The 25,052-nt window shown below is 66.4% G+C and carries 18 protein-coding genes; 7 read left to right on the top strand and 11 right to left on the bottom strand.

Features of this window, described 5'->3' with window-relative positions; translation table 11 throughout:
* Window positions 1-63: 63 nt before the first annotated feature.
* From U5A52_RS18845 to U5A52_RS18835, 3 genes are all read left to right on the top strand, one after another.
* Window positions 64-1,044 (top strand): AraC family transcriptional regulator, encoded by a 981-nt coding sequence (locus tag U5A52_RS18845; RefSeq protein ID WP_321935782.1) that lies wholly within the window; start codon window positions 64-66, stop codon window positions 1,042-1,044.
* 60 nt (window positions 1,045-1,104) lie between these two features.
* On the top strand, window positions 1,105-2,037 hold the full coding sequence (locus U5A52_RS18840) for a 2-hydroxyacid dehydrogenase (RefSeq protein WP_321935781.1): 933 nt from the start codon (window positions 1,105-1,107) through the stop codon (window positions 2,035-2,037).
* Window positions 2,038-2,253: 216 nt separating this feature from the next.
* A complete protein-coding gene (locus tag U5A52_RS18835) occupies window positions 2,254-4,296 on the top strand; it encodes an EAL domain-containing protein (protein ID WP_321935780.1) in 2,043 nt (680 codons plus the stop codon).
* 9 nt (window positions 4,297-4,305) lie between these two features.
* Here the strand turns inward: U5A52_RS18835 and U5A52_RS18830 are convergent, their stop codons facing one another.
* From U5A52_RS18830 to U5A52_RS18820, 3 genes are all read right to left on the bottom strand, one after another.
* Window positions 4,306-5,622, bottom strand: a complete 1,317-nt coding sequence (locus tag U5A52_RS18830) for an MFS transporter (RefSeq protein ID WP_321910443.1) — start codon at window positions 5,620-5,622, stop codon at window positions 4,306-4,308.
* A 67-nt stretch (window positions 5,623-5,689) separates the two neighbouring features.
* Window positions 5,690-6,922 carry a CoA transferase gene (locus tag U5A52_RS18825; protein ID WP_321935779.1) on the bottom strand — a complete coding sequence of 411 codons (1,233 nt, stop codon included), beginning with the start codon at window positions 6,920-6,922 and terminating at the stop codon, window positions 5,690-5,692.
* Window positions 6,923-6,933: 11 nt separating this feature from the next.
* The gene (locus U5A52_RS18820) at window positions 6,934-8,703 is read right to left on the bottom strand and encodes an acyl-CoA dehydrogenase family protein (RefSeq protein ID WP_321935778.1); all 1,770 of its coding nucleotides are present in this window, start codon (window positions 8,701-8,703) and stop codon (window positions 6,934-6,936) included.
* 131 nt (window positions 8,704-8,834) lie between these two features.
* Here U5A52_RS18820 and U5A52_RS18815 point away from each other — a divergent pair, with 131 nt between their 5' ends.
* The gene (locus U5A52_RS18815; RefSeq protein ID WP_321910448.1) at window positions 8,835-9,746 is read left to right on the top strand and encodes a LysR family transcriptional regulator; all 912 of its coding nucleotides are present in this window, start codon (window positions 8,835-8,837) and stop codon (window positions 9,744-9,746) included.
* 10 nt (window positions 9,747-9,756) lie between these two features.
* On the opposite strand, the gene U5A52_RS18810 is transcribed toward U5A52_RS18815, so the two are convergent.
* Complete coding sequence (locus U5A52_RS18810) at window positions 9,757-12,309, bottom strand: adenosylcobalamin-dependent ribonucleoside-diphosphate reductase (RefSeq protein WP_321935777.1); 2,553 nt, start codon at window positions 12,307-12,309, stop codon at window positions 9,757-9,759.
* Between the two features lie 246 nt (window positions 12,310-12,555).
* Here U5A52_RS18810 and U5A52_RS18805 point away from each other — a divergent pair, with 246 nt between their 5' ends.
* The gene (locus U5A52_RS18805; RefSeq protein ID WP_321935776.1) at window positions 12,556-13,056 is read left to right on the top strand and encodes a thioesterase family protein; all 501 of its coding nucleotides are present in this window, start codon (window positions 12,556-12,558) and stop codon (window positions 13,054-13,056) included.
* 25 nt (window positions 13,057-13,081) lie between these two features.
* Here the strand turns inward: U5A52_RS18805 and U5A52_RS18800 are convergent, their stop codons facing one another.
* Complete coding sequence (locus tag U5A52_RS18800) at window positions 13,082-13,381, bottom strand: DUF3331 domain-containing protein (RefSeq protein ID WP_158759490.1); 300 nt, start codon at window positions 13,379-13,381, stop codon at window positions 13,082-13,084.
* A 383-nt stretch (window positions 13,382-13,764) separates the two neighbouring features.
* On the opposite strand from U5A52_RS18800, the gene U5A52_RS18795 reads away from it, so the two are divergent.
* On the top strand, window positions 13,765-14,832 hold the full coding sequence (locus tag U5A52_RS18795; RefSeq protein WP_321910455.1) for an AI-2E family transporter: 1,068 nt from the start codon (window positions 13,765-13,767) through the stop codon (window positions 14,830-14,832).
* A 37-nt stretch (window positions 14,833-14,869) separates the two neighbouring features.
* Here U5A52_RS18795 and U5A52_RS18790 read toward each other — a convergent pair whose 3' ends face one another.
* Both U5A52_RS18790 and U5A52_RS18785 read right to left on the bottom strand, forming a co-directional pair.
* Window positions 14,870-15,724 (bottom strand): alpha/beta hydrolase, encoded by an 855-nt coding sequence (locus U5A52_RS18790; RefSeq protein WP_321935775.1) that lies wholly within the window; start codon window positions 15,722-15,724, stop codon window positions 14,870-14,872.
* Window positions 15,725-15,850: 126 nt separating this feature from the next.
* Window positions 15,851-16,948: an OpgC domain-containing protein gene (locus tag U5A52_RS18785; protein ID WP_321910459.1), complete on the bottom strand. Its 1,098-nt coding sequence runs from the start codon at window positions 16,946-16,948 to the stop codon at window positions 15,851-15,853.
* Between the two features lie 725 nt (window positions 16,949-17,673).
* Between U5A52_RS18785 and U5A52_RS18780 the strand changes: the two genes are divergently transcribed.
* Complete coding sequence (locus U5A52_RS18780; RefSeq protein WP_321910461.1) at window positions 17,674-18,531, top strand: peptidoglycan DD-metalloendopeptidase family protein; 858 nt, start codon at window positions 17,674-17,676, stop codon at window positions 18,529-18,531.
* A 196-nt stretch (window positions 18,532-18,727) separates the two neighbouring features.
* Here U5A52_RS18780 and prpF read toward each other — a convergent pair whose 3' ends face one another.
* The 4 genes from prpF to prpB all read right to left on the bottom strand — a co-directional run bounded on the left by prpF (window position 18,728) and on the right by prpB (window position 24,823).
* Window positions 18,728-19,918, bottom strand: a complete 1,191-nt coding sequence (gene prpF / locus U5A52_RS18775; RefSeq protein WP_321935774.1) for a 2-methylaconitate cis-trans isomerase PrpF — start codon at window positions 19,916-19,918, stop codon at window positions 18,728-18,730.
* Window positions 19,919-19,987: 69 nt separating this feature from the next.
* Complete coding sequence (gene acnD, locus U5A52_RS18770) at window positions 19,988-22,585, bottom strand: Fe/S-dependent 2-methylisocitrate dehydratase AcnD (RefSeq protein WP_321935773.1); 2,598 nt, start codon at window positions 22,583-22,585, stop codon at window positions 19,988-19,990.
* 138 nt (window positions 22,586-22,723) lie between these two features.
* Window positions 22,724-23,890 carry a 2-methylcitrate synthase gene (prpC, locus tag U5A52_RS18765; RefSeq protein ID WP_321910466.1) on the bottom strand — a complete coding sequence of 389 codons (1,167 nt, stop codon included), beginning with the start codon at window positions 23,888-23,890 and terminating at the stop codon, window positions 22,724-22,726.
* 42 nt (window positions 23,891-23,932) lie between these two features.
* Window positions 23,933-24,823, bottom strand: a complete 891-nt coding sequence (prpB, locus tag U5A52_RS18760; protein WP_321910468.1) for a methylisocitrate lyase — start codon at window positions 24,821-24,823, stop codon at window positions 23,933-23,935.
* Window positions 24,824-25,052: the final 229 nt, after the last annotated feature.

Genomic DNA, 25,052 nt, shown 5'->3' with positions numbered 1-25,052 from the left:
GTTCGGTGATAGATTGGCAAGCCTGTTTCTCTGCCTGATTTCATCTTTTGGGGCACAACCGATATGGGCTACGTCAAAACCCTCGCGGCGGCGGCTATCGCGCCGGCGGCCGCCACGCAGGCGCGCACGGTCGACCTGCTCATGCAACTCACGCAGCGCGACGGCGTGCACGACACGCCGGTCGAAGGCGTGCGGCTCTACCGCGGCAGCGAAAGCCACCCGCGCCGGCCGGTCATGTACGAACCGAGCATCTTCATCGTCTGCCAGGGCCGCAAGCGCGGCTTTCTCGGCGACCAGGTCTTCGTCTACGACGCCCAGCAATATCTGGTCCTCTCGGTGCCGATGCCGTTCGAGTGCGAGACCGAGGCGAGCCCCGAGAAGCCGATTCTCGCCATCTCGATCCGCGTCGATCTGACGACCGTCGCCGAACTGCTCATGGCGCTCGACGACCCGCGCCGCGCCGTGTCCGAACCCTCGGGCATCTACGCAACGCCGCTCGACGCCACGCTCTCGAACGCCGTGCTGCGCTTGCTCGAAGCGCTCGCGCAGTCCCACGAGGCGCGCATTCTCGGGCCTTCGATCGTGCGCGAGATCTGCTACCGCGTGCTCATGGGCGAGCAGGGCGACGCGATTCGCGCGGCGCTCACGCACCAGCACCACTTCGGGCGTATTGCGAAGGCGCTGCGGCGCATTCACACGGACTACCGCGGCGACCTCGACGTCGAAACGCTGGCCTCCGAGGCGGGCATGAGCCTTGCCGTCTTTCATGCGCACTTCAAGGCCGTCACCTCGACTTCGCCCATGCAGTACGTGAAGACCACGCGCCTGCATCATGCGCGCCTCCTCATTACGCACGACGGCTTGACCGTGAGCGCGGCGGCCACGCGCGTGGGCTATGAAAGCGCGTCGCAGTTCAGCCGCGAATTCAAGCGCCTGTTCGGCATGAGCCCCGCCGACCAGATGCGCCGCGCGCGCGACGCCGCAGCCGCCGCGGCCGCGCCGCGCGTGGAGGTCTTGCCGCCGCGCTATGTGACGGCCGTGTGATGCCAGCGCTGCGGCATTCGATTCGCATATCGAAACAATAACGAGAAGGGTGACACAACGATGAAGCCACGCCTGCTGGTCCTGATTGTGCTGACCGATGAAGACCTCGCCGCTTTCGGCGAAACATTCGATGTGATCTACGCGCCCGACGCCGATGCGCGCGCCAAAGCGGTCGCGCAGCACGGCAAGGACGTGCGCGTGGTGCTCACGAACGGCACGACGGGCCTCACCGCCGACGAAATCGACCGCATGCCCGCGCTCGAACTCGCGGGCGCGCTTGGCGCGGGCCACGAGAACATCGCGCTCGACCACGCGCGCGAGCGCGGCATCGCGCTGTGCAACGGCGCGGGCGTCAATGCCGACTGCGTGGCCGACCACGCGCTCGCGCTGCTGCTCGCGGCCGTGCGCGCCGTGCCGCAGTTCGACGCTGCTTGCCGCGCCGGTGTCTGGCGCGACGCGCTGCCCATGCGCCCCACGGTCACGGGGCGGCGGCTTGGCATTGTCGGCTACGGGCACATCGGCGAGAAGGTCGCGCGGCGCGCGGCGGGCTTTGACATGGAACTCGGCTATCACAACCGCAAGCCGCGTGAGGGCGCTCAGGCGCGTTACTTCGCGAGCGTGATGGCGCTTGCGCAATGGAGCGACTTTCTCGTGATCGCGACGCCGGGCGGCGCGCAAACGAAGCATCTGATCGATCGCACCGTGATCGATGCGCTGGGACCGCAAGGTTTTCTCGTCAACGTTTCGCGCGGCAGCGTGGTCGATACGGCCGCGCTCGCACTCGCGCTGAAAGCGGGCACGCTCGGCGGCGCGGGGCTCGACGTCTATGAGGGCGAGCCGCATCCACCCGCTGCGCTCATCGAATTGGACAACATTGTGCTCACGCCGCATGTGGCCGGCACGTCGCCCGACGTGCGCAACGCCACCGTGCGCCACTTCGCCGAGAACGCGGCGCGGCACTTCGCGGGCGAGGCGCTGCTCACGCCGCTTTGAAGTTTGCGTTGAGCGCTGTTGGCGCACGCATGTGCCTTCCGTATGCCGCCGCGCGCAAGCGCTCGCGGCGCATGACGTATCATTCCTTCTGTGCGAGCCAGAATCGCTGTTCGAGCGGCTGCTAGTGACCACAACGGCCATGAATCTGGCGTGACACCCTGCGCATTTTGCACATCTGGGCCGTGACGCCAGAGCGGTGATATCGAAGGCTCAAAGATGAAAACGCTGATCGGCGCGCTGCAAGAGCACGCGGCCCACGTGGTGAACCGCTTCTACGAGGAACTGGGCCGCCTGCCCAAATCCCGCCGTATTCTCGAAATGCTGTCGGGTGCGGAACTCGCGCACCTGAAGGCACGCCAGGTCCAGAATCTCCTTGCCCTTGCCAACCTCGGCCTCACCGCGCGCGAACACGAAGACATGGCGCAGCGCATTGGCCGTATTCATGCCATTGTCGGGCTCGACAAGGAAGAGCTCGTGCGCAGCCGCGGCATTCTGCAGGAGCTGATTTACGCGGACGTTGGCCGCACGGTGAGCACGCAGCAGCTCTCGCTCTATGCGCGCCGCCTGACTTCCGACCTCGCGTGGCAACTGAAGGCGTATCAGGCCGTGCAGGATTCGCAGCAGGAGGCGCTGATGCGCATCACGCGTCTCGTGTGGGAAGCCGGCAGCTATACGAACTTCATCGATCAGGTGATCGCCGCACTGGCGGCGCACGACGAAGTGACAGCCTGCGCCATCGGCCGTCCCGACGAAGCGGGCATTTTTCACTTCGAGGCCGGCGCGGGCGGCAAGACCGAAGGCGGCATGCTCAATGTGCTCGCCGCGCACGATCAGGAAATCAGCGTGCGCGCCGATCATCCGCAAGGGCAGGGCGCCATTGGGCGCGCGTGGCGCAGCGGCAAGCCCGAGCGCGTGGTCAACTACCAGACCGATCCGCTCGTTGCGCCGTGGCGCGATCTCGCGGCGCGCGAAGGCGTGCGCTCTTCGGTGGCGATTCCGCTGGCTGCCCCCGGGCAGCCGCCGCTCGCCGTGCTGTGCTTGTATAGCGCGTTTCCGGGCGGCTTCGTCGGGCCCGATCAGGTGGCTTTCGTCGATTTGCTGCAAACGTTGCTCGGCGGCGCGGCGATGCGCATACCCGGCAGCGATGGCCTGAGCGCCGCGGTGCCGGTGAGCGTGCGTCAGCAGTGGGCGGCGCTCGTGCGCACCGGCGCGCTGGAAATGCACTACCAGCCGCTGCTCAGCCTTGCAACGGGCAAGGCGACCAAGGTCGAAGCGCTGGCGCGCCTGCGCGACGGCGAGCGTCTGCTCGTGCCGGACGTGTTTCTCTCGGCGCTCTCTTCCGACGATCTGCTCGCGCTCTTCGCGCGCGGCATCGATCAGGCGCTCGCCGACCGTGAACGCTGGTACGCCGAAGGCCGCGACCTCGATGTCTCGATCAACCTGCCGCCTGCGGCGCTCAACGACATCCGCTATTTCGAAGCGACCCGCACGGCGCTCGCCGCACACCGTTGCCCGGCTGCACGCCTCACGCTGGAAGTTCTGGAAAACGAATCACTCTCGTTGAGTCAGGGGCAGCGCGCCATTCTCGCGAAGTTCCGTGAGTTAGGCGTGCTGCTCGCGCAGGACGATCTCGGCGCCGGGCATAGCGGCCTCACGCGCCTGCGCGAATTGCCGTTCGACTGGATCAAGCTCGACCGGGAAATGGTGCAGGTGAAGGGCGACGACGCGCTCGATACGCTGCGCGTGATCTACCAGTTGACGCGTCTCGGGCACTCGCTGGGCAGGCTCGTGCTCGCCGAAGGCATCGACACGCTCGACCTGCTGCATGCGCTCGCGATTCTCGGCGTCGATGGCGCGCAGGGCTATGTCATCGGCAAGCCGATGGAGGGCGCGCGCCTCCTCGAATGGCTCGACACGACGCCGGTCTTTACCTCGGCCTCCGAGGGCGGAGCGGGAACGGAAAGCCTGCTTGCGCGGCTGGCGCGCTTCGTGATCTGGGAAGAGCGCATGCTCATGATCGCGGCCGTGCCCGAAGCGGCGCAAGACCTGCTGCGCGCGTTGACACGCGCAGCAGGCGAGGACGTCAACGTTCCGCTCGCGCAGTCGCTCGCGGGCTTCGGCGCCATTCTGCCTGCGGGCGAGCAACGCGACGCGTTGCATCGGGAGGTGGTCGGCGCGCTGCTGACTGAAGGCCCGCACAGCGAAGCGTGGCGCGTTGCGCTGAACGGGCTGATCGAGGCCATCATATCGGCCGCGTAGCAGAGATCGTTAATCCTGCAACGCGAGTCCCACGTCGCTTTGCGTGGCCGACGACTGCTTACGCTGCAGCACCGCGATACACACGAGCGAAATGGCAGCCAGCGCGCTGTAAAACAGCGCCAGCGGCCACCACTGCCCGGGATAGTCATGCGCGAGCAGCGTGCCGACGAGCGGCGTGAGACCGCCCGCGAGCGCCGCGCAACATTGGTAGGAGATCGAAATAGCCGAGTAGCGCACGCGCACCGGGAACGCGTTCGTCATGAAACCTGCCATCACCGCGTACGAGCTGCTCATGCACATCACCGCAATCGCAATGCCAACCACGATCGCGACCGGCCGACCGGTGGAGACGAGCACGAACATCGGGTAAGGCGAAATCATGGCCAGCGCCGCGGCCAGCACGAGGAAGCGCCCGGCGCCCACGCGCTGCGCAAACCAGCCGGAAAAGAGCTGCGTAAACAGCTGGATGAACGCGACGACGAAGAGGCAGTCGAGAATCAGCGCGCGGTCGAGCCCGAGCGTTTGCGTGGTGTAGTTCAGCATGAAGGTGTTGACGAACCACGCACCCGCCACGCCGATCACGTTCGCGCCGAGGCACAGCAGCACCACGCGCCACGAGTCGCGCAGCACTTCGACGATCGGCATCGCGGCGGTGCGGCGCTGCGTCTTGATCGCCTCGAATTCCGGCGATTCGCCCACGCCCGATCGAATCAGCAGACCCACCACGAGCAGCACCGCGCTCGCGATGAACGGCAAACGCCAGCCCCAGGTAAAGAGCGCGTCACGGTCGAGATGCGCGACGAAGCGAAACGCCAGCAGCGCCAGAATCAGGCCTGCGGGGCTGCCGAGTTGCGCAAACGAGGCGAGAAACGTGCGCTTTTCCCTGGGTGCATGCTCGCCGGCCATGAGCACCGCGCCGCCCCATTCGCCGCCAATCGCAATGCCCTGCGCTACGCGCAGCAGCACGAGCAGCGCCGGGGCGAGTGCGCCGGCGCTCGCATAGGTCGGCAAAAAGCCGATGCCGACGGTGCCGACGCCCATGATCGACAGCGTGGCGACGAGCGCCTTCTTGCGGCCGATGCGGTCGCCCAGATGCCCGAACACGAGCCCGCCGAAGGGGCGCGCGAAAAAGCCCACGGCGAAGGTGCCGAACGAGGCGAGCGTGCTGTAGAACGGCTCGTGGGAAGGGAAGAACAGCTTGCCGAAGATGAGCGCCGAAGCGGTGGCGTAGATATAAAAGTCGTACCACTCGATGGTGGTGCCGACGAAGGCGGCGAGCGAGGCGCGGGCGGGCTGGCGCGCAGAATTTCCGTTGGGGCGGGTCATGCATGTCTCCTTGATCGGGGTGAGCCGGCTTGGGCCGGTCTGTATTCCGTTGGGGTTCGATGAAACGCTAGGCGCTTACGGTCGTTTCGGAATCCTTGACAATGCCGGCTTCGAAGAGCCGTTGCTGTGTGTCGGCGTCGATGCCTAGCGCGTCCATCACGGCGCGCGTGTCGGCGCCGAGCGCGGGCGGACGCGTGCGATAGGTCGGCGGCGTGCGCGAGAGCTTCACGGGCGCGCCCGTGCCGCGATAGCCTTCCATTTCGACGATCATGCGGCGGTGCTGCGTGTGCGGATGCGCGGCCACGGCGTCGACCGTTTGCACGGGGCCGCACGGCACGCCGGCCTGGATCAAGTCGCGCGCGAGCGGCTCGCAGTCATGGGCAGCAAGCCGCGCTTCTAGCGCTGCCTTCAGTTCGGGCCGATGCGCGCAGCGGCTGCGGTTGTCGGCGAAGCGCGGGTCGATTGCGAGTTCGGGCACGCCCAGGTGCGCGCAGAGCTTCGCGAACTGGCGGTCGTTTCCCACCGCGAGGAAGATGGGCGCGTTGCCCGTGGCATAGCTGTCGTAGGGCGCGATGTTCGGGTGCGCGTTGCCGCTGCGCTGCGGCGTGCGGCCATTGCCGAAATAGTTCGGCAGATGCGGATGCAGGAGCGACACGCCGCAGTCGTAAAGCGCGATATCCACCGATTGCCCGAGGCCGCTCTTTTCGCGCTCGGCCAGTGCGAGCAGAATGCCCGCGAGCGCGTTCAGGCCCGTGACCATGTCCACGATCGGCAGGCCGATGCGCAGTGCGGGGCCGTCGTGCTCGCCGTTCACGCTCATGAGGCCCGCCATCGCCTGAATCACGGCATCGTAGCCGGGCAGGCCACCGAGCGGGCCGTCCGGGCCGAAGCCCGAAATCGCACAATGAATCAGGCGCGGAAAGCGCGGGCGCAGATCGCGCTCGTAGTCCATGCCCCAGCGTGCGAGCGTGCCCGGCTTGAAGTTTTCGACCAGCACGTCTGCGCCTTCGAGCAACTGCCAGAGAATCGCGCGACCTTCTTCGCGCGAAAGATCGACGGCGATGCCCTGCTTGTTGCGGTTCACGCCCACGTAGTACGACGCCGTATCGCCGACGAAGGGCGGGCCCCAGCCGCGCGTTTCGTCGCCGTCGGGCGGTTCGAGCTTGATGACTTCGGCGCCGTGGTCGGCGAGCGCCTGGGTGCAGTACGGACCGCCCAGTACGCGGCTCAGATCGATCACGCGCAGGCCGTGCAGCGCACCGTTCACCGTAGTTGCTTCGGATTCCTTTGTGGTGTTCATCGTGCATCGCCTCAGTGTGCCGGGAGCAGTTGCATGGCCTGTTCGAGCGTCAGCGCCCGTTCGTCCACGAGCGCGCGCAGCGTTTCGGCGCTTGCGTCGCGTTCGTCGAGCGCGAGCGGGTCGCGCGGCAGCAGCTTGTGGCGCACGAGTAGATGGGCGAGCGCGAGGCGCCGGTAATCAGGCGTGTTTTGCGAAACCTGCGCGGCTTCACAGGTCATGATGGCCGCCGTCGTGGCGTGATAGAGCGCACTCGCGGCCTGGCGCACCGATTCGTCGCGGCCGCATTCGGCCACGCTCACGAGCGCCGCACCGGCACGGTCGAACACGTCGCGCAGGAGCGCTGCGCTGGCTTCAGGCACGCCACTTTCGGCAAGCTCCGCATGCAAGTACTGCGTCAGCGCTTCGAGCGCGCCCTCGCGCTTCGCCGCGCGCGCCACGTCGAGCGCGACGATATTGCTCGTGCCTTCCCAGATCGAGCCGAGATGCGCATCGCGCACGAGACGCGGGTCGCTCCATTCCTCGATATAGCCCACGCCTCCGCGCACTTCCATGGCGTCGCCGGTGACGCGGCGCGCGTCGCGGCAGGCGCGGAACTTGATCAGCGGCGTGAGAATGCGCACGCATTTCGCCGCGAGTTCGTCTCCTTTGTCGGCGCGCGTGAGCAGCGTGGCGATGCGCATGAACATCGAGCGCGCCTGTTCGGCGGGCAGCATCATCTTGAGCAGTTGACGCTGCATTAGCGGCATTTCGATGAGCTTGCGGCCGAACGCCTCGCGGTTGCGCGCCACGTGCAGCGCCTCGGTCACGGCGCGGCGCATGAGGCCCGCGGCGCGCACGCCGTTCGACAGCCGCGACATGTTGATCATGTCCGCCATCTGATGAAAGCCGCGGCCCACCTCGCCGATCAGGTACGCCTGCGCGCCTTCCAGCACGATCTCGCCGCTCGCCATCGAGCGGCTGCCGAGCTTGTCCTTCAGGCGCACGATGCGATAGGCGTTGCGCGTGCCGTCGGGGAGCGTTTTCGGCAGGAGGAACAAGGCGAGGCCCTTGATGCCGGGCGGCGCATCGTCGGGGCGCGCGAGCACCATCGCGAGATCGGCGTCGGCGTTCGAGCAGAACCACTTGTCGCCGTAAAGACGCCATGCGTCCTCGCCATTTGCACCGCGCTCGTGCGTGGCGCGCGTGGCGATGCGCGCCACGTCCGAGCCTGCTGCCTGCTCGGTCATGAACATCGCGCCCTGGTAGAGCGTGTCGAAGTCCTGCGAGGCGAGCATCGGCAAATAGCGCGCAATGAGTTCGGACGTGCCGAAACGGCGCAGCGTGCGCGTGAGCGAGTCGGTCATGCTCACGGGGCAGCACAGGCCGAACTCGGCCTGCACGAACAAATAGGTGAGCGCGTATTTGACGAGCGGCGCGGGTGCGCTCTCGCGATGGCTCATGGCCGCGAGGCCAAGCTCCGCGTAGGCGACGCGTTCGAGCGCCACGTAGTCGGGATGCTTGTCGATGCGCTGGATCGCTTCACCGCTGCGCGTGCGTTGTTCGAGCGTGGGCGGGTGCTTGTCGGCGACCAGCGCGAGCGCGTCGAGTTCGTCGGAGGCACGCTGGCCGAGCGCGACGAGCTGCGCTTCGATCGCGCTGAATGCTGTGATGCCGAGATAGCCGCGCAAAAGGGGCGCGAAGCCGGGGTCGCTCGTGTAGAAGTTGATGCCACGGCTATCGGGAATGTTGGCCGAGCCGCTGGCCAGGGTGGCCGGGGTGGCGAAAGCGGGGCGATCGCTCATCGTGTGCTGTCTCCGTGCTGTTTTGCTATGTGATTCGGCGTAGCTTAGGCGCGGCTTCGATAACGGTCCAATACAACCGATGTCATGTACGATAAGCGCCATCTATCGATGAAACGCCGAAGGAGCCCGCCATGGAACTCAAGCAACTGCGCTATTTCGTGGCTGTTGCGGAAGAGCTGCACTTCGGGCGCGCGGCGCGCCGGCTCTTCATCTCGCAGCCGGCGCTGAGCTTCGATATCCGCAAGTTCGAGGAACAGCTAGGCGTGCAGTTGCTCGAACGCACCAACAAGGCCGTCGCGCTGACCAACGCGGGCAACGTGCTGCTCGAAGAGGCGCGCCGGCTGCTGGAGCAGGCCGACGAAGTGCGGCGCATCGCGGCGCGCTCCGCGCACGGGCTGGCGGGGCGGCTGCGCGTCGGTTTCGTCAATTCGATGCTGTATCGCGGGTTGCCGGAGGCGGTGCGGCGTTTCGAGGCCGATCATCCTGCCGTGGAAGTGGTGCTGCGCGAGATGAACACGGCCGAGCAGGTGCAGGCGCTGCAGCGCTTGCAGATCGATCTGGGTTTCGCGCATTGGGGGCGCTTTCCTGCCGAGGTGCAGTCGGAGGTGCTGTTTTCCGAGCCGTTTCTTTGCTGCCTGCCGGAAGGGCACGCGCTTGCGCGCAGGCGGCGTATCGAACTCGGCACGCTCGCGCGCGAACCGTTCATTCTGTTTCCGCGCTCGGTGTCGCCGCATTATCACGATCAGATCATCGCGACCTGCGTAGAGGCTGGATTCAGTCCGCAGATTCGCCACGAAGCGCGGCTCTGGCAAACCGTCGTCACGATGGTGGAGTTCGGCATGGGCGTCGCGCTCGTCCCCGCTGCGCTTGGGGCGACGGGCGGCGGGCGTGTGGTGTTCCGGCCGTTGGAAAGCAATCCTTATGAATCGCAGGTGCTACGACTCGTGCGCAGCGGGGAGGCCAATGCGCTGGCGCAGGGGTTTGCGGGGTATCTTGAGGGGAGGAAAGCACACAGGGCGGCCGCCGCGCCGCCCCGGGCTTGAGCGCGAGACCTCAACCGCAAGTCCCAATCTCTCCGCACGCCGTACAGAAGTCGCAGCCATCCTTGCGGATCACCGCATTCGCCCCGCACGAGCCGCACTTGCGGCCGAGCATTGCATGGGCGAACGCGTGCTGCGCATCGGCCGGCAGCGCATTGTCGCCATCGAGCACCTGGTCGCCGGGCTGCTCAGCACCAGCCCGCGCGTTGCCGGTGAATTGCGCGGCCAGCGCGCCGTCGCGCCGCTGCGCGAGCAGCCGTGACGGCACTTGCCGGCCTTCGGCATCGAGAAAGCCGCGCCGGTGCAGGATCTGCTGGATTGCGTAGGCAATGGCCGCGACCTCGGAGTCGTGCCACAGCGGAATGCGCCGCCCGTCGAGGCGCTGCGTTTCGCCATAGCGCACCTGGCCGCGGTCCCACGAGACCTTGCGCAAGTCCTGCAGGTTGCGCGCGACAAAGCCGCCGCGCGCCGCGAGCGAGAGCGAACGCATGGTTGCGGTAATCCATTGCTGCTGCTCGTCGCGCTGGCCCACGGGGATGAAGAATTCGATAGGCCGCTCGATTGTCACCGCTTCGCCGCCCACGTGGCCTGTCACTTCGAGGAACGACACCGCGACGTAGAGCGACACCTTGCCCGTCTGCGTGATGTACTCGATTTTCTCGATCACGGCGGGCAGCTCGCCCTTGGGCCGATGGTCGATCGCAACGCGCAGCGGGTCGAGCAGGGCGTCGCCGAGCGCGTCGTCGGCGGTTGCCGCCGCTTCGGGCGGCAGTGTTTGCAGCACCGCGCCAAGCGTCTCGTTGGGCCGGTAGGTCGCGAGACCCTTCAGGCCGCGCCGCCATGCGTCGAGATAGAGGTTCTCGAAGTCCTCGAACGGATAATCCGCCGGCACGTTGACGGTCTTGGAGATCGACGTGTCGACGTACGGCTGCACGGCCGCCATCATCGCAATGTGTTCCTGCGCGCTCATTTCCAGCGCGCTCACGAAATACGCGGGCAGGGCGTTCACGTCGCCGCCCAGTTCGCGGTACACGCGCCACGCGTGGTCTTCGACGTTGAACGTTTCGCGGCTGCCGTCGGCCATGCGGCGCGTGCGCTGGTAGGTCCATGAGAACGCGGGCTCGATGCCGTTCGAGACATTGTCGGCGAACGCGAGGCTCACCGTGCCCGTGGGCGCGATGGAAAGCAGATGGCTGTTGCGGATGCCGTGCACGCGGATCTCGGCCTTGAGGTCGTCGGGCAGGCGCGAGGCGAAAGTGCCTTCGTCGAGGTACGTTTTCGCGTCGAAAAGCGGGAAAGCGCCGCGCTCTTGCGCGAGTTCGACCGACGCGCGGTAGGCGGCGTCGCGCATCGTGCGTCCCACGCGCGCACCGAATGCGCAGCCTTCGGGCGAGTTGTAGCGGATGCCGAGCATCACGAGCGTGTCGCCGAGTCCTGTGAAGCCCACGCCAATGCGCCGCTTGGCCGCCGCTTCGGCCTGCTGCTCGTGCAGCGGCCAGAGCGTGGCGTCGAGCACGTCGTCGAGAAAGCGCACCTGGATGCGCGTGCGTTCGGCGAGCTGATCCCAGTCGAAATCCGCCTTGCCGCCGCGCATTTGTGCGAACGGTTCGGTCACGAAGCGCGTGAGGTCGAGCGGCCCGAGGTTGCAGCAGCCATAGGCGGGCAGCGGCTGCTCGCCGCACGGGTTGGTCGCGCGGATGCTTTCGAGCGCGCGCAGATTGTTGTCCTCGTTCATGCGCGAAATGAACACCACGCCAGGCTCGGCCACGTCGTAGGTCGAGCGCATGATCGCGTCCCAGAGCGAGCGGGCGCGCGTTTCGGCGTAGACCCACAGGCCGTCGTCGCGGCGCCGCAGGTCGCCCGAAGCGCGCAGCGCGGGCGAGGGCTCGGCGCGATGCACGAGTTGCCAGGGCGCGTCGTTTTCCACGGCGCGCATGAATTCGTCGGTCACCGCGACCGAGACGTTGAAGTTGTTCCAGCGCCCCTTCGAGTGCTTGGCCTCGATGAATTCGGGCAGGTCGGGGTGATCGCAGTCGAGCACGGCCATCTGCGCGCCGCGCCGCGCGCCCGCGCTCTCCACGGTGCGGCACGAGGCGTCGAACACGTCGATGTAGCTGCACGGGCCCGATGCGCTCGATCCCGTCGACTTCACGTGTGCGCCGCGCGGCCGGATTGCCGAAAAGTTGTAGCCCACGCCGCCGCCGCGCCGCATGGTTTCGGCGGCCTGCAGCAGCGCGACATAGATGCCGGGGCGGCCTTCGTCGTCCACGCCCTGGATGCTGTCGCCCACCGGTTGCACGAAGCAGTTGATCAACGTGGCTTCGATGCCGGCGCCCGCCGCGCTCATGATGCGCCCCGCGCCGAGCGCGCCGTGGCGCAGGTTGTCGACGAAACGCGCCTCGATCTCGGCGCGCAGCGCGGGCGGCTCGACCGCCGCGACGCCGCGTGCGACGCGGCGGTAGATGTCGTCGGCGGTTTGCTCGTCGCCTTTGGCGTACTTCTCGAGCATCACGTCGAGCGAGAACTGCTGCGGGGGAAACGGAAGCGGGGGCGTGTTTTCTGCCATGGCCTTGGCCTCGCGAAGCGCCGCGCGGGCGGCGCCGGTTGAAGGGCGTTGGGTTTGCGTTCGGATTGCGGCGGCTGTGCCGCGACCGTTCAACCTTACCGCAGCGGCGCGAGGCGTGCACGGCGACGCGAGCGCGCATGCGGCAGCGCCGGAGCATGCCGGCGTCGCGGCGGCGAGCGCGGTCTGCGGTTACACTGCTCCCGCCTGCACGCGGGCACCGCATGTGTAGATGGGAGAGGAGACTGGATGACGAACGAAACGGCGCTCGTGGTCTACCGCGACACGGTGCGCGCGGAGTGGGTCGATTACAACGGCCACCTGCGCGACGCGTTCTACATGCTGATCTACAGCTACGCGACCGACGCGCTGCTCGACGCCATCGGGCTCGATGCGGCTGTGCGGGATGCGCGCGGCCGGTCGATGTACACGCTGGAAGCGCACCTGAACTATTTCCGCGAGATCAAGGAGGGCACACCGGTGCGCGTCGACGTGCGGGTGATCGAGCACGACGCGAAACGCGTGCGGCTGTATCTGGAGATGTTCGCGGGGGAAATCGACGATGCGCAGGCCTCGCCCGTTTCGGCGAGCGAGCAGTTGCTCTTGCACGTGGACCGCTCGGGCCCGCGCGCGGCGGCTTTCGACGCCGATGTGCTCGCGCGGGTGGCGGCATTGTGCGCTGCATCGGCGGGCTTTGCGCCGCGCCACGCCGCTCGGGCGATTTCGCTCGCGCCTCGCGCACCACGTTGAAGGCGCTCAGGCAGCGTCGCCGCGCTTACTTCGGCAGTTCCGCGCCGATGAGGTCGCCGAACACTTCGGCAGCGATCATGACGGAGGCATTGAGCGGGGCGGGGCGTTCGGCCGGCTTGAACACGGCGTCGCCGCGGCGGATCTTGCGGCGCGACACGGCGCAGGTGCCCGAAGAATGCGCCGAGCGGCGGCGCCAGCGCTGTTCGCCATAATGGCAGCGCCCGGGTTCGACCCAGCGGATTACCAACGCCGTATCCGTCTGCTCGAGTATCTCGATACGCTCACCGTTGGCTCCGTCAAGCGAGAGGCACGCTTTTTTCTTCATTGTCGGCTCCGTAAGTGTGGTGCCGCGAATGTATTCCTGCGCGCCGACAAGTGCCATTCTGTCGCCGTTGAAACACCATTCCATTATTAGCAACAATCGGCCTGCGACACGTTGCGATTAACGAAGGAATGGGGGTTTGCGGCGGATTAGGGTCGACATCTCGAATTTGTGCAACGCACTGTTGTACGTAACGCGACATCGAGTGGCCCGAAAACGGGCGCCTGGAGGGCGTTCCAGGTTGGGGACGGAACGGCTGGGGCGGAGATGAATCTGAGGGAAGACCGGCCCGGTTCGATTGACTTGCTGCACCGCGTTGACTTGCAATACCGCGGTTGCGCCGCCATAAAACCCGAGCACCTGTTTTTGAATTTTCACGAGGTTACATGATTCATCGTCCGCCTGCTCCGAACTCCGCAAACGAGCAGAAAATCCAGCGCGCCGCTTCCGCGGTGCTGTACGCCACGCTCGTGCTGCTGGCGCTGTGGATCGTGCGCGAGTTCGTGCCCGCCGTGGCCTGGGCGAGCGTCTTTGCCATCGTTCTGTGGCCCGCCTATCAGGCGATCGAGCGCCGCGCCTGGTTCAAGGGCCGCAAGACGCTGATCGCCACGCTGCTCACGGCCGCGATCGGCCTGCTCGTGGTCCTGCCAATCGCCGTCACGGCCATTCAGGCAGGCGGCGAGGCCCACGAACTGTACCTCTGGCTGCACGACGCCCAGGAGAACGGCGTGCCGGTGCCCGATTTCGTTGCGCATCTGCCGGTGGGCAGCCGCCAGGTGAGCGACTGGTGGCAGGCCAATCTCACCCAGCCGCTCAAGGCTTCTCCGGCCATGAAGAGCCTGCACGGCGAGACGATTGCCTCGTTCGGCCGTCACTTCGGCGCGCGCGCCGCTCACGCGACGATGACGTTCGGCTTCATGCTCGTCACGCTGTTCGTGATGTTCCGGGCGGGCCCGCGTCTTTCAGCCACGGTGATGCGCGGTGCGCGGCGCGCCTTCGGCAGCGACGGCGCGCAGCTGCTGCAGCGCATGGCCGCCGCCGTGCGTGCCACGGTCACGGGGCTCGTGGTCGTGGGCCTCGGCGAGGGCGTGCTGCTGGCCGCCGCCTATATCGCGACCGGCGTGCCCCATGCGGCGCTGCTCGGCACCGTGACGGCCATCGCGGCCATGCTGCCGTTTTGCGCGCCCATCGTGTTCTGCGGCGCGGCGCTGTGGCTCGTTATTCAGGGTTCGTTGATCGCCGCAGCCGCGCTCGCGGTCTGGGGATTCGTGGTGGTGTTCGTCGCCGAGCATTTCGTGCGGCCCGTGCTGATCGGCAATTCCACGCGCCTGCCGTTTCTGCTCGTGCTGTTCGGCATTCTGGGTGGGGCGACGACCTTTGGCCTGATCGGCATCTTCATCGGCCCGGCGCTCATGACCGTGCTGATGGTGCTTTGGGTGAACTGGGCGGAGTGATCCATGCTCCGTCTACGAGGCGCCCCGCGCGCCTCGCTCAGCGGAAACAGGCGAGCGTGTACTTGAGCGCGGCCGGCAGCAGTTCGCGCCACACCGGCCACACATGGCCGCCGTCCACGATGCGCAGCGCCGCCGTATTGCCCGCCTCGCGCAGCCGCGTGTAGAGCAGCGACGACTCGGCCTGGATCACGAGGTCGTCGTCGCCGGCGGCGATGAAGAACGGCACGCGCCAGGGCCGCGCGAAATACGCCTTCCAGAGCGCCGGATAGTTGAGCGTGCGCCAGATCTGCACGTCGAACTGATGCTCGCCGAACACGCCCACATGACGCGCCGCCGAACTGGGCGGCGGGTCGCTCGCATAGACCGCCGGCGAAAGCAGCAGCGCGCCGCAGAACATGTCGGGGTGCTCGAGCGTGTAGCGCAGTGCGCCGAACCCGCCCATCGACACACCGCCGATCGCACGCCCCTCGCGCGTATCGTCCACCGCGAAGTGCGACTCGATCTCGGGCATCAGGTCCTGGAAGAACGCCGTCTCCATCTTTTCCTTGCGGTCGACGTACCAGTCGGTGCCGCCCTGCGGCATCACGATCACCACGGGCGGGATCTCGTGACGGGCGATCAGCGTGTCGGCGGTGGTCTGCAGCTGGCCTTGCGTAACCCAGTCCATGGGCTCGCCGTTGTTGCCATGCAGGAGATAGAGGACCGGGTAGCGGCGCTGGTCGGCGCGATAGCCGTTCGGCAGATACACCACGTAGGGCCAGTCGCGCTCGAGCGCCGCCGAGTGGAACGTGCGGACCGAGATCGTGCTCGCCGCGGCGGGCGCCGCCGGCGTGACGAATGCCGCGCATGAGAGTGCGAGGGGGAGCAGCGCGGTGCGAAGGAGTCTGCGCATGGCAGGGACGTCGAGGGCGGTGGCGCGCCGGCGGCGCGGGGTCATCATGCTAGCAGCCGCCCGCGCGCGCCGGAAGCCGTGATCGGCGAGCCGGCGCGCCGCTCGCTGGCGGCGAGCCGTGTCGTTTCAGGCGGAAGCTTTGGCGCGCGAAGGCAGCAGACGCTTGAGCGGGTCGGACGCACGCGCGACGAGCAGCAGCGCGGTGATCGCGATTGCGTCGGCGCACAGGCCGAGCGGCACGTTCAGATAGCCGTCGGTGTACCAGTAGAGCACCGAGTCGACCGTGAGCGAAATCACGGCGCCGGCCACGAACGAGAGCATCCCCTTTTGGCCGACGAGTCCCACCCACGGCAGCGCATGCGCCACGCGCTTCGCCCAGCCGAGCCGGATGACATGCGCCGTGAGCCACGCGATGCCGAGGAAGTTGAGCGCGCGGAACCACGCGAGGTTGCGCTTGAAGTCGGCGTCGAGCGCGACGTTGCCAAGCTGCAGGCGATAGATTGCGGCGCCCGCCACGACGGCAAGCGCGGCGAGCGTGACGACCACGCCGAAACGGTGTGCGCTCACCCGCTGGAACACGGGTTGCGCCTGCGCGATCACGCCGAGCACGAACATCAGCTGCCAGGCGAACGGGTTGAAGTCCCATTGCACGTCTTCGACGTGCGGCAACCACGGCGCGAGATGGGGTGCTGCGCCCCAGAGCACGAGGCTCACGGCCAGCAGCAGCCACGGCCGCGTGCGCGCGAGCGGCAGCGCGAGCGGCGCAGCGAGGGCGAAGCACGCGTACATCGGCAGCACCCCGGCCAGATAGGGCTGGCGGCGCAGCAGCACGATGTCGCGCAACGCGGCGGCAGGCGCGAGCGTGAGATCGTCGAGGTCCGTGGTGGCGAGGTTGGGCGCATCCACGTTGCAGGCAACGAGAATCGCGGTGACGAGCAGCATCAAGAGCGCCGTCACGACGAACGCACGGTAGATCTCGAATGCGCGCTTGATGAAGCGCTGCCGTGCCGCGGCTTCGGTGCGGCGCGCGCAGAGTGTGGCCCACGCCGTGGCGGTGGCGAAGCCGCCGAGGAAGACGAACACCTCGGCCGCGTCGCATAGCGCGTAGGCGTGCAGCGTGACGCGCGAGACGATGCTGCCGCCGATGTGATCGACGACGATGATGAGCAGGACGAGGCCGCGGAAGAAATCGAGTTCGACTAGACGATTGGATGACTTTGACATGTTGGGGCAGCAGGCCGGGCCGGCGTGGGGCGCACACGGCAGACGAAGAGGCAGCCGGTGATGCAGACGGGCCGGGCGGGCAGATGCTGGAAGTACCTACCTGGAAAAATCAGGAATTCAGGAATTCGGGCGAGGTTCGCGGGGCGTCAGGCGCAGGGAACCGTGAAGCATCCACCAGGGTGGTTGCACGACAAGCGCAGGAAAAGACCAGAAGAATGCGCAAGGGTTCCCCTAAGACCAGGGTTTACGTTGACGCCGCCGATACTACCGTAATTTCAAATGCCTTTCAGCAGACGTGACCCATGCGCCGTTCAAGTTTCCAGGGCATGTGCCGATAAGGCAGGGGAAGGGGCACGACCGTGCTGACGCGGCAAACGCCGCACCGACGCCGGTGTGAGCGCTCCCTTTTGGCCCTTTGACCGTGGTTCGCGGGGCGAGAATTCGCGTATTTAAGAGTTGTTTCAAAGTGTTCTCCCTGGGCTGATTCAGGGGAGTTGCGCTTTACAATGCCGGATCGATTTTGAGATGGCACGCCCGTTCGTTAATGCGGCGATGGCGTGCGTTGAATGTTTATCGCTCGGGATGCAGTCGATTTAGACGCAGATCGAAGCGGACCGGCGCAGACGAGCTGGAACGCCAGGAATACGGGAGCGCGGCACACGCAGCAGACCGTCCCAGGCGCCACTCGCTGCATCGCACGGCGGCAGGTGCCGCAGGAGAGAACAATGTTCGAAGACGATCGTATCGGTCAACGCAGTCTCAAAGGGTTCTGGGCCGCGTTGGGACTGGCGGCCCTGCTGGGCGGCTGTGCCGACATGAACCAGCAGCAACCGCAACAGCCGCAGCCCGACACGGCGGCAGCGGCGAGCCCGGCTTCGGATGCAACGGCCGCCGGCGCCAACTCGCAACAGGCGGCAAGTGCGCCCGTGACGCGCGTCGTCACGAAAACGACGTACGTACGCGTGCGCCGCGGCGACACGCTTGCGCGCATCGCACAAAAGCACAGCGTTTCAGTGAAGGATCTGACCGCCTGGAACCACCTGAAGCCGAACAGCCACTTGCGCGCGGGTCAGTCGATCAAGCTGGTGTCGAAGCAGACGATCACCGTTCAGGTGGCCGCGCCGCAGGCTGGCGGCGCAGCGGCGAATTCCACCGCGAACTCGGCCGGAAACCGCCAGGTTGCCGCGGAGGTGGCGCGCCACGCGAGCAGCGTCGCGCTCGTGTGGCCGGCGCATGGCCGCGTGGTCGAGCCGTTCGCGGCGGGCACGACGCGCGGCATCGAGATTGCGGGCAAGGCCGGCGACCCGGTGATCGCCGCCGCCGACGGCAAGGTCATGTACGCGGGCACGGGCCTGAACGAGTACGGCAGCCTGATCATCGTCCAGCACAACAAGGACTTCCTCACGGCGTATTCGCATAACCGGCGTCTGCTCGTGAAGACCGGCGATACGGTCCACCAGGGCCAGCAGATTGCCGAGATGGGCAGCGAGAACAACGACCGCGTGGCGGTGCTGTTCGAAGTGCGCCGTGACGGGAAGCCCGTGGATCCGATGCCGTATTTGCCGTCGTCGCCGCAGGGCTGAATGCAGGGCTGAACGCGGCGTGGGGCGCCCGGGTTTCTACTGCCCGACCATCAAACGACGCGGATTTTGATGTGTCCAACGCCAGTCCTGTCGTTAAGTTGGAAAACACTGCGCTAAAACAAAACCGCCCTGACACCTCGCAGCGTCAGGGCGGTTTTTTCATCACCGCAAACAGCGCGTTTCTTAATACCGCCTCTTAAAACGCGTCTCCCGGCACCCGCACCCAGCCTTCCATCAGCACGCGCGCGCTGCGGCTCATGATGGCCTTCGTGACCGTCCATTCGCCGCTCTCCTGGCGCGCTTGCGCGCCCACGCGCAGCGTGCCCGACGGGTGCCCGAAGCGCACCGCGCTGCGCTCGCCGCCGCCCGCCGCGAGATTCACCAGCGTGCCCGGAACGGCCGCAGCCGTGCCGATCGCCACGGCTGCCGTGCCCATCATGGCGTGGTGCAGCTTGCCCATCGACATGGCGCGCACCAGCAGATCGACGTCGCCAGCTTCCACGCGCTTGCCGCTCGACGCCGTGTAGCCCGTAGGCTTCGCCACGAAGGCGATTTTCGGCGTGTGCTGGCGCGTGGCGATTTCGTCGAGGTGCTTGATGAGGCCCATGCGCAGTGCGCCGTGCGCGCGGATCGTCTCGAACTTCTTGAGCGCCTCTGCGTCGCTGTTGATCGCGTCCTGCAATTCCGTGCCCGTGTAGCCGATCGCTTCGGCGTTCACGAAGATCGTCGGAATGCCTGCGTTGATCATCGTGGCCTTGAGCGTGCCCACGCCCGGCACTTCGAGGTCGTCTACGAGGTTGCCGGTGGGGAACATCGAGCCGCCCGCGCCTTCTTCTTCGGCGGCCGGGTCGAGGAATTCGAGTTGCACTTCGGCGGCGGGGAAGGTCACGCCGTCCAGTTCGAAGTCGCCCGTTTCCTGCACGTGGCCGTTCGTCATCGGCACGTGCGCGATGATCGTCTTGCCGATGTTGGCTTGCCAGATGCGCACGGTCGCCACGCCGTTATCGGGCACGCGGCTCGGGTCGACGAGGCCGCCGCTGATCGCGAACGGACCCACGGCGGCAGAGAGATTGCCGCAGTTGCCGCTCCAGTCCACGAAGGCCTTGTCGATGGCGACCTGGCCGAACAGGTAGTCCACGTCGTGGCCGGGCTTGCTGCTCTTCGCCACAATCACGGTCTTGCTCGTGCTGGAGGTGGCGCCGCCCATGCCGTCGATCTGCTTGCCGTACGGGTCGGGGCTGCCGATCACGCGCATGAGCAGCTTGTCGCGCGCAATGCCTGGCTGCTGCGCCGAAGCAGGCAGATCCTGAAGGCGGAAGAACACGCCTTTGCTGGTGCCGCCGCGGATATAGGTGGCGGAGATTTTGATCTGGGGTACGTGTGCCATGTGTTGTCCTGAAACGAAGGGCGGCGCGGGGGTGCCACTGCGGTTACCACCGCGCCGCCCGTTTCCCGTTTATGCCGCTGCCTGCGACGACTCGAGGAAGTCCTGTGCGAAACGCTGCAGCACGCCGCCTGCGTCGTAGATCGACACTTCTTCGGCCGTATCGAGCCGGCAGGTGACCGGCACTTCCACGCGCTCGCCGCTCTTGCGGTGAATCACGAGTGTAAGGTCGGCTCGCGGCGTGCGCGCGCCGATCACGTCATAGGTTTCCGTGCCGTCGATGCCGAGCGTCGTGCGGTTCGTGCCCGCCTTGAACTCCAGCGGCAGCACGCCCATGCCGATCAGGTTCGTGCGGTGAATACGCTCGAAGCCTTCCGCGACGATCACTTCCACGCCCGCGAGACGTACGCCCTTGGCCGCCCAGTCGCGCGACGAACCCTGGCCGTAGTCGGCGCCCGCGATGATGATGAGCGGCTGCTTGCGTTCCATGTAGGTTTCAATCGCTTCCCACATGCGCGTGACCTTGCCTTCCGGCTCGATGCGCGCGAGCGATCCCTTCTTGACCGCGCCGTCCACCACGGCCATCTCGTTGATGAGCGTGGGGTTCGCGAAGGTCGCGCGCTGTGCCGTGAGGTGGTCGCCGCGGTGCGTGGCGTACGAGTTGAAGTCCTCTTCGGGCAGGCCCATTTTCGCGAGGTATTCGCCCGCTGCGCTGTTCGCCAGGATGGCGTTCGAAGGCGAGAGGTGGTCCGTCGTGATGTTGTCGCCAAGCACGGCGAGCGGGCGCAGGCCCTTCAACGTGCGCTCACCGGCCAGCGCGCCTTCCCAATACGGCGGACGGCGAATATACGTGCTTTGCGCGCGCCAGTCGTAGAGCGGGTCGGTCGTTTCGCCGCTGGCCGCCGTCACCGCGAACATCGGTTCGTACACCTTGCGGAATTGCTCGGGCTTCACGCTCTTCGCGACGATGGCGTCGATCTCTTCGTCGGTCGGCCAGAGGTCCTTGAGGTACACCGGCTTGCCGTCGTTGTCGGTGCCGAGCGAATCGCGTTCGATGTCGAAGCGGATCGTGCCCGCAATCGCATACGCGACGACGAGCGGCGGCGAGGCGAGGAACGCCTGCTTCGCGTACGGGTGAATGCGCCCGTCGAAGTTGCGGTTGCCCGAGAGCACGGCGGTGGCATACAGGTCGCGGTCGATGATCTCCTGCTGGATCTTCGGGTCGAGCGCGCCCGACATGCCGTTACACGTGGTGCACGCAAACGCGACGATGCCAAAGCCCAGCTTTTCCAGATCCGGCAGCAGGTTGGCTTCTTCAAGGTAAAGCTCGACCGCCTTCGACCCCGGCGCGAGCGAGCTCTTCACCCACGGCTTGCGCGTGAGGCCGCGCGCGTTCGCATTGCGCGCGAGCAGGGCGGCCGCGATCACGTTGCGCGGATTGCTCGTGTTCGTGCAGCTCGTAATGGCGGCGATGATGACTGCGCCGTCGGGCATCTGGCCCGGCGTTTCTTCCCACTTGCCCGCAATGCCGCGCTCGGCGAGCGCGGACGTGGGCAGGCGCTTGTGCGGGTTCGACGGGCCGGCCATGTTGCGCTCCACGCTCGACAGATCGAAAGTGAGCGTGCGCTCGTATTGCGAGTGAGCGAGCGTGTCGGCCCACAGGCCTGCCGTCTTCGCGTAGGTTTCGACGAGCTTGACCTGCTCTTCTTCGCGGCCCGTGAGGCGCAGATAGTCGAGCGTCTGGTTGTCGATGAAGAACATCGCCGCCGTAGCGCCGTATTCGGGCGCCATGTTGGAGATCGTGGCGCGGTCGCCGAGCGTGAGGCTCGACGCGCCTTCTCCACGGAACTCCAGGTACGCGCCGACGACCTTTTCCTTGCGCAGGAACTCGGTGAGGGCGAGCACGATGTCGGTTGCGGTGATGCCGGGCTGGCGCTTGCCCGTGAGTTCCACGCCGACGATATCGGGCAGGCGCATCCACGAGGCGCGACCAAGCATGACGTTTTCGGCCTCGAGGCCGCCCACGCCGATGGCGATCACACCGAGCGCGTCCACATGCGGCGTGTGGCTGTCGGTGCCCACGCAGGTGTCGGGGAAGGCCACGCCGTCGCGCGTCTGGATCACGGGCGACATCTTTTCCAGATTGATCTGGTGCATGATGCCGTTGCCCGGCGGAATCACGTCGACGTTCTTGAAGGCCTTCTTCGTCCAGTTGATGAAGTCGAAGCGGTCGACGTTGCGACGGTCTTCGATCGCGCGGTTCTTGTTGAACGCGTCCGGATCGAAGCCGCCGCATTCCACGGCGAGCGAGTGGTCGACGATCAGCTGCACCGGCACGACCGGATTCACCTTGGCAGGGTCACCGCCCTGGTCGGCAATGGCGTCGCGCAGGCCCGCGAGATCGACGAGCGCGGTTTGCCCGAGGATGTCGTGGCAGACCACGCGCGCCGGGAACCACGGAAAGTCGAGGTCGCGCTTGCGCTCGATGAGCTGCTTGAGCGAAGCGACGAGCGTGGCCGGGTCGCAGCGCCGCACGAGGTTTTCGGCGAGCACGCGCGAGGTGTACGGCAGCGTGTCGTAGGCGCCGGGCTGGATGGCCTCGACGGCTTCGCGCGCGTCGAAGTAATCGAGCCGGGTGCCGGGGAGGGACTTGCGGTAGGCGGTATTCACGGCTTGGGGACCAAAGATGTAGTGGGTTGGCGGCGGCTCTCGCGCGCCTCGAGCGAATGTCTTCACTCTATACGCGCGCGCCGCCGTCTCCCAGTCGTGCGGACGTCATAGTCCGTCCGGGCGACTGGTGTGCCTCATTCAGCGCTTGCTGATCGGCGTGAACTTCAGATTCTCCGGACCCGTGTAATTCGCGCTCGGGCGGATGATCTTGTTGTCGATGCGCTGCTCGATGATGTGCGCGCTCCAGCCAGCCGTGCGCGCGATCACGAAGATCGGCGTGAACATGGCGGTCGGCACGCCCATCATGTGATACGACACGGCGCTGAACCAGTCGAGGTTCGGGAACATCTTCTTGACTTCCCACATCGTCGATTCGAGGCGCTCGGCGATGTCGAACAGCTTCAGGTTCGACTGCTCCTTCGAGAGCTTCTTGGCGATTTCCTTGATGACCTTGTTGCGCGGGTCCGAGATCGTGTACACCGGGTGGCCGAAGCCGATCACGACTTCCTTCTTTTCCACGCGCGCGCGGATATCGGCTTCTGCTTCGTCGGCGTTCTCGTAGCGCGACTGGATCTCGAACGCGACTTCATTCGCGCCGCCGTGCTTCGGACCGCGCAGCGCGCCAATCGCGCCCGTGATGGCCGAATAAATGTCCGAGCCCGTGCCCGCGATCACGCGGCCCGTGAACGTCGAGGCGTTGAACTCGTGCTCGGCGTACAGGTTGAGCGACACGTGCATCGCGTCGACCCACGACTTCGACGGCGCGCGGCCGTGCAGCAGGTGCAGGAAGTGGCCGCCGATCGAGTCGTCGTCGGTTTCGACTTCGATGCGCTTGCCGTTGTGCGAAAAGTGATACCAGTACAGCAGCATCGAGCCAAGCGACGCCATCAGGCGGTCGGCGATATCGCGCGCGCCCGGCAGGTTGTGGTCGTCCTTCTCGGGCAGCACGGTGCCGAGAATCGAGACGCCGGTGCGCATCACGTCCATCGGGTGCGCGGAGGCGGGCACGGCTTCCAGTGCCGTCTTCACATTGGCCGGCAGGCCACGCATCGCCTTGAGCTTCGCCTTGTACGCGGCGAGTTCCGCGGTGTTCGGCAACTTGCCGTGTACGAGCAGGTACGCGACTTCTTCGAATTCGCATGCGGTCGCGAGATCGAGAATGTCATAGCCGCGGTAGTGGAGGTCGTTGCCGGTGCGGCCCACGGTGCACAGCGCCGTGTTGCCCGCCGCCACGCCCGAAAGCGCAACGGACTTCTTCGGCTTGAATCCGCCGGCGGCTTGCGTGGTGTTTTCTGCTTCGCTCATGGTGTCTTCCTCTCTATGTGTCTATTGGCTGTATGGCCAGCGTTACTTCTTCGCGGCAAAGAGCGCGTCGAGCTTGTCTTCGTATGCGTGATAGCCGAGGTACTTGTAGAGGTCATCGCGCGACTGCATCGTCGAGACGGCGGCCTTTTGCGTGCCGTCGCGCTTGACGGTCTCGTAGAAGTTCAGCGCGGCGGCGTTCATCGCACGATACGCGCCGCAGCAGTAGAGCGCGATATCGACGTTCGCGCTCTTGAGTTCTTCGGTCGTGAAGAACGGCGTCGAGCCGAATTCCGTGAGGTTGGCGAGAATCGGCACCTTCACGGCGGCGCGGAAGCGGCGGTAGTCGTCGAGCGTCTTCATCGCTTCGGGGAAGATCATGTCCGCGCCCGCTTCCACGTAGGCCACCGCGCGCTCGATCGCGGCGTCGATGCCTTCCACGGCGGCGGCGTCGGTGCGGGCCATGATGACGAACTGGTCGTCGGTGCGCGCGTCCACGGCGGCCTTCACGCGGTCCACCATCTCACCAGTCGCCACGACTTCCTTGTTCGGGCGATGGCCGCAGCGCTTCTGGCCCACCTGGTCTTCCAGGTGCACGGCCGCCACGCCCGCCTTGATGAACGACTTGATCGTGCGCGCGATGTTGAAGGCGCCGCCCCAGCCGGTGTCGATGTCGACCATCAGCGGAATGTCCACGGCGTCGGTAATGCGGCGGGCGTCGATCAGCACGTCGTCCATGGTGCTGATGCCGAGGTCCGGCACGCCGAGCGAGTTGGCGGCCACGCCGCCGCCCGAGAGATAGACGGCCTTGAAGCCGGTCGCCTGCGCGAGCTTTGCCGCATAAGCGGTGATGGCGCCGACGACCTGCAGCGGTTGTTCGGTGGCCACGGCTGCGCGGAATCGCGCGCCGGCGCTTGCGGGGGAAGTGTTGTTCATGCGTGATGTCTCCAATTGAATCGCCGACCCATACTGCAGGTAGCGTGCCAGCTTTGCGAGAGAAGGCTAACGCATTGATTTTGCGTAGGATTCGCCAAGCCGCGTTGCAGGCCCTGATTTCTTCGGTGAAATCGAGATTTCAAAAATGAAATCAGCGCGCGATAATGTGAAATCAGGCTGGCGGCCGGCTTGCGGCCCCATCGGCCCCATCGGCCACACCGGCCACACC

This window comes from Paraburkholderia sp. J8-2 (genome assembly GCF_905220195.1).
GTDB lineage: Bacteria > Pseudomonadota > Gammaproteobacteria > Burkholderiales > Burkholderiaceae > Paraburkholderia.
The sequence above is the reverse complement of the archived record's forward strand: the minus strand, read 5'-3'. Positions and strand labels throughout refer to the sequence as shown.

Excerpts from the sequence above, each read along its gene's own strand:
- U5A52_RS18830 (WP_321910443.1), bottom strand. The coding sequence starts at position 5,622 with ATGACCCGCCCCAACGGAAATTCTGCGCGCCAGCCCGCCCGCGCCTCG.
- U5A52_RS18840 (WP_321935781.1), top strand. The coding sequence starts at position 1,105 with ATGAAGCCACGCCTGCTGGTCCTGATTGTGCTGACCGATGAAGACCTC.
- prpF (WP_321935774.1), bottom strand. The coding sequence starts at position 19,918 with ATGGCACACGTACCCCAGATCAAAATCTCCGCCACCTATATCCGCGGC.
- U5A52_RS18790 (WP_321935775.1), bottom strand. The coding sequence starts at position 15,724 with ATGCGCAGACTCCTTCGCACCGCGCTGCTCCCCCTCGCACTCTCATGC.
- U5A52_RS18810 (WP_321935777.1), bottom strand. The coding sequence starts at position 12,309 with ATGGCAGAAAACACGCCCCCGCTTCCGTTTCCCCCGCAGCAGTTCTCG.
- prpB (WP_321910468.1), bottom strand. The coding sequence starts at position 24,823 with ATGAACAACACTTCCCCCGCAAGCGCCGGCGCGCGATTCCGCGCAGCC.
- U5A52_RS18795 (WP_321910455.1), top strand. The coding sequence starts at position 13,765 with ATGATTCATCGTCCGCCTGCTCCGAACTCCGCAAACGAGCAGAAAATC.
- U5A52_RS18825 (WP_321935779.1), bottom strand. The coding sequence starts at position 6,922 with ATGAACACCACAAAGGAATCCGAAGCAACTACGGTGAACGGTGCGCTG.
- U5A52_RS18805 (WP_321935776.1), top strand. The coding sequence starts at position 12,556 with ATGACGAACGAAACGGCGCTCGTGGTCTACCGCGACACGGTGCGCGCG.
- U5A52_RS18815 (WP_321910448.1), top strand. The coding sequence starts at position 8,835 with ATGGAACTCAAGCAACTGCGCTATTTCGTGGCTGTTGCGGAAGAGCTG.
- U5A52_RS18845 (WP_321935782.1), top strand. The coding sequence starts at position 64 with ATGGGCTACGTCAAAACCCTCGCGGCGGCGGCTATCGCGCCGGCGGCC.
- U5A52_RS18835 (WP_321935780.1), top strand. The coding sequence starts at position 2,254 with ATGAAAACGCTGATCGGCGCGCTGCAAGAGCACGCGGCCCACGTGGTG.
- U5A52_RS18785 (WP_321910459.1), bottom strand. The coding sequence starts at position 16,948 with ATGTCAAAGTCATCCAATCGTCTAGTCGAACTCGATTTCTTCCGCGGC.
- prpC (WP_321910466.1), bottom strand. The coding sequence starts at position 23,890 with ATGAGCGAAGCAGAAAACACCACGCAAGCCGCCGGCGGATTCAAGCCG.
- U5A52_RS18800 (WP_158759490.1), bottom strand. The coding sequence starts at position 13,381 with ATGAAGAAAAAAGCGTGCCTCTCGCTTGACGGAGCCAACGGTGAGCGT.
- U5A52_RS18820 (WP_321935778.1), bottom strand. The coding sequence starts at position 8,703 with ATGAGCGATCGCCCCGCTTTCGCCACCCCGGCCACCCTGGCCAGCGGC.
- U5A52_RS18780 (WP_321910461.1), top strand. The coding sequence starts at position 17,674 with ATGTTCGAAGACGATCGTATCGGTCAACGCAGTCTCAAAGGGTTCTGG.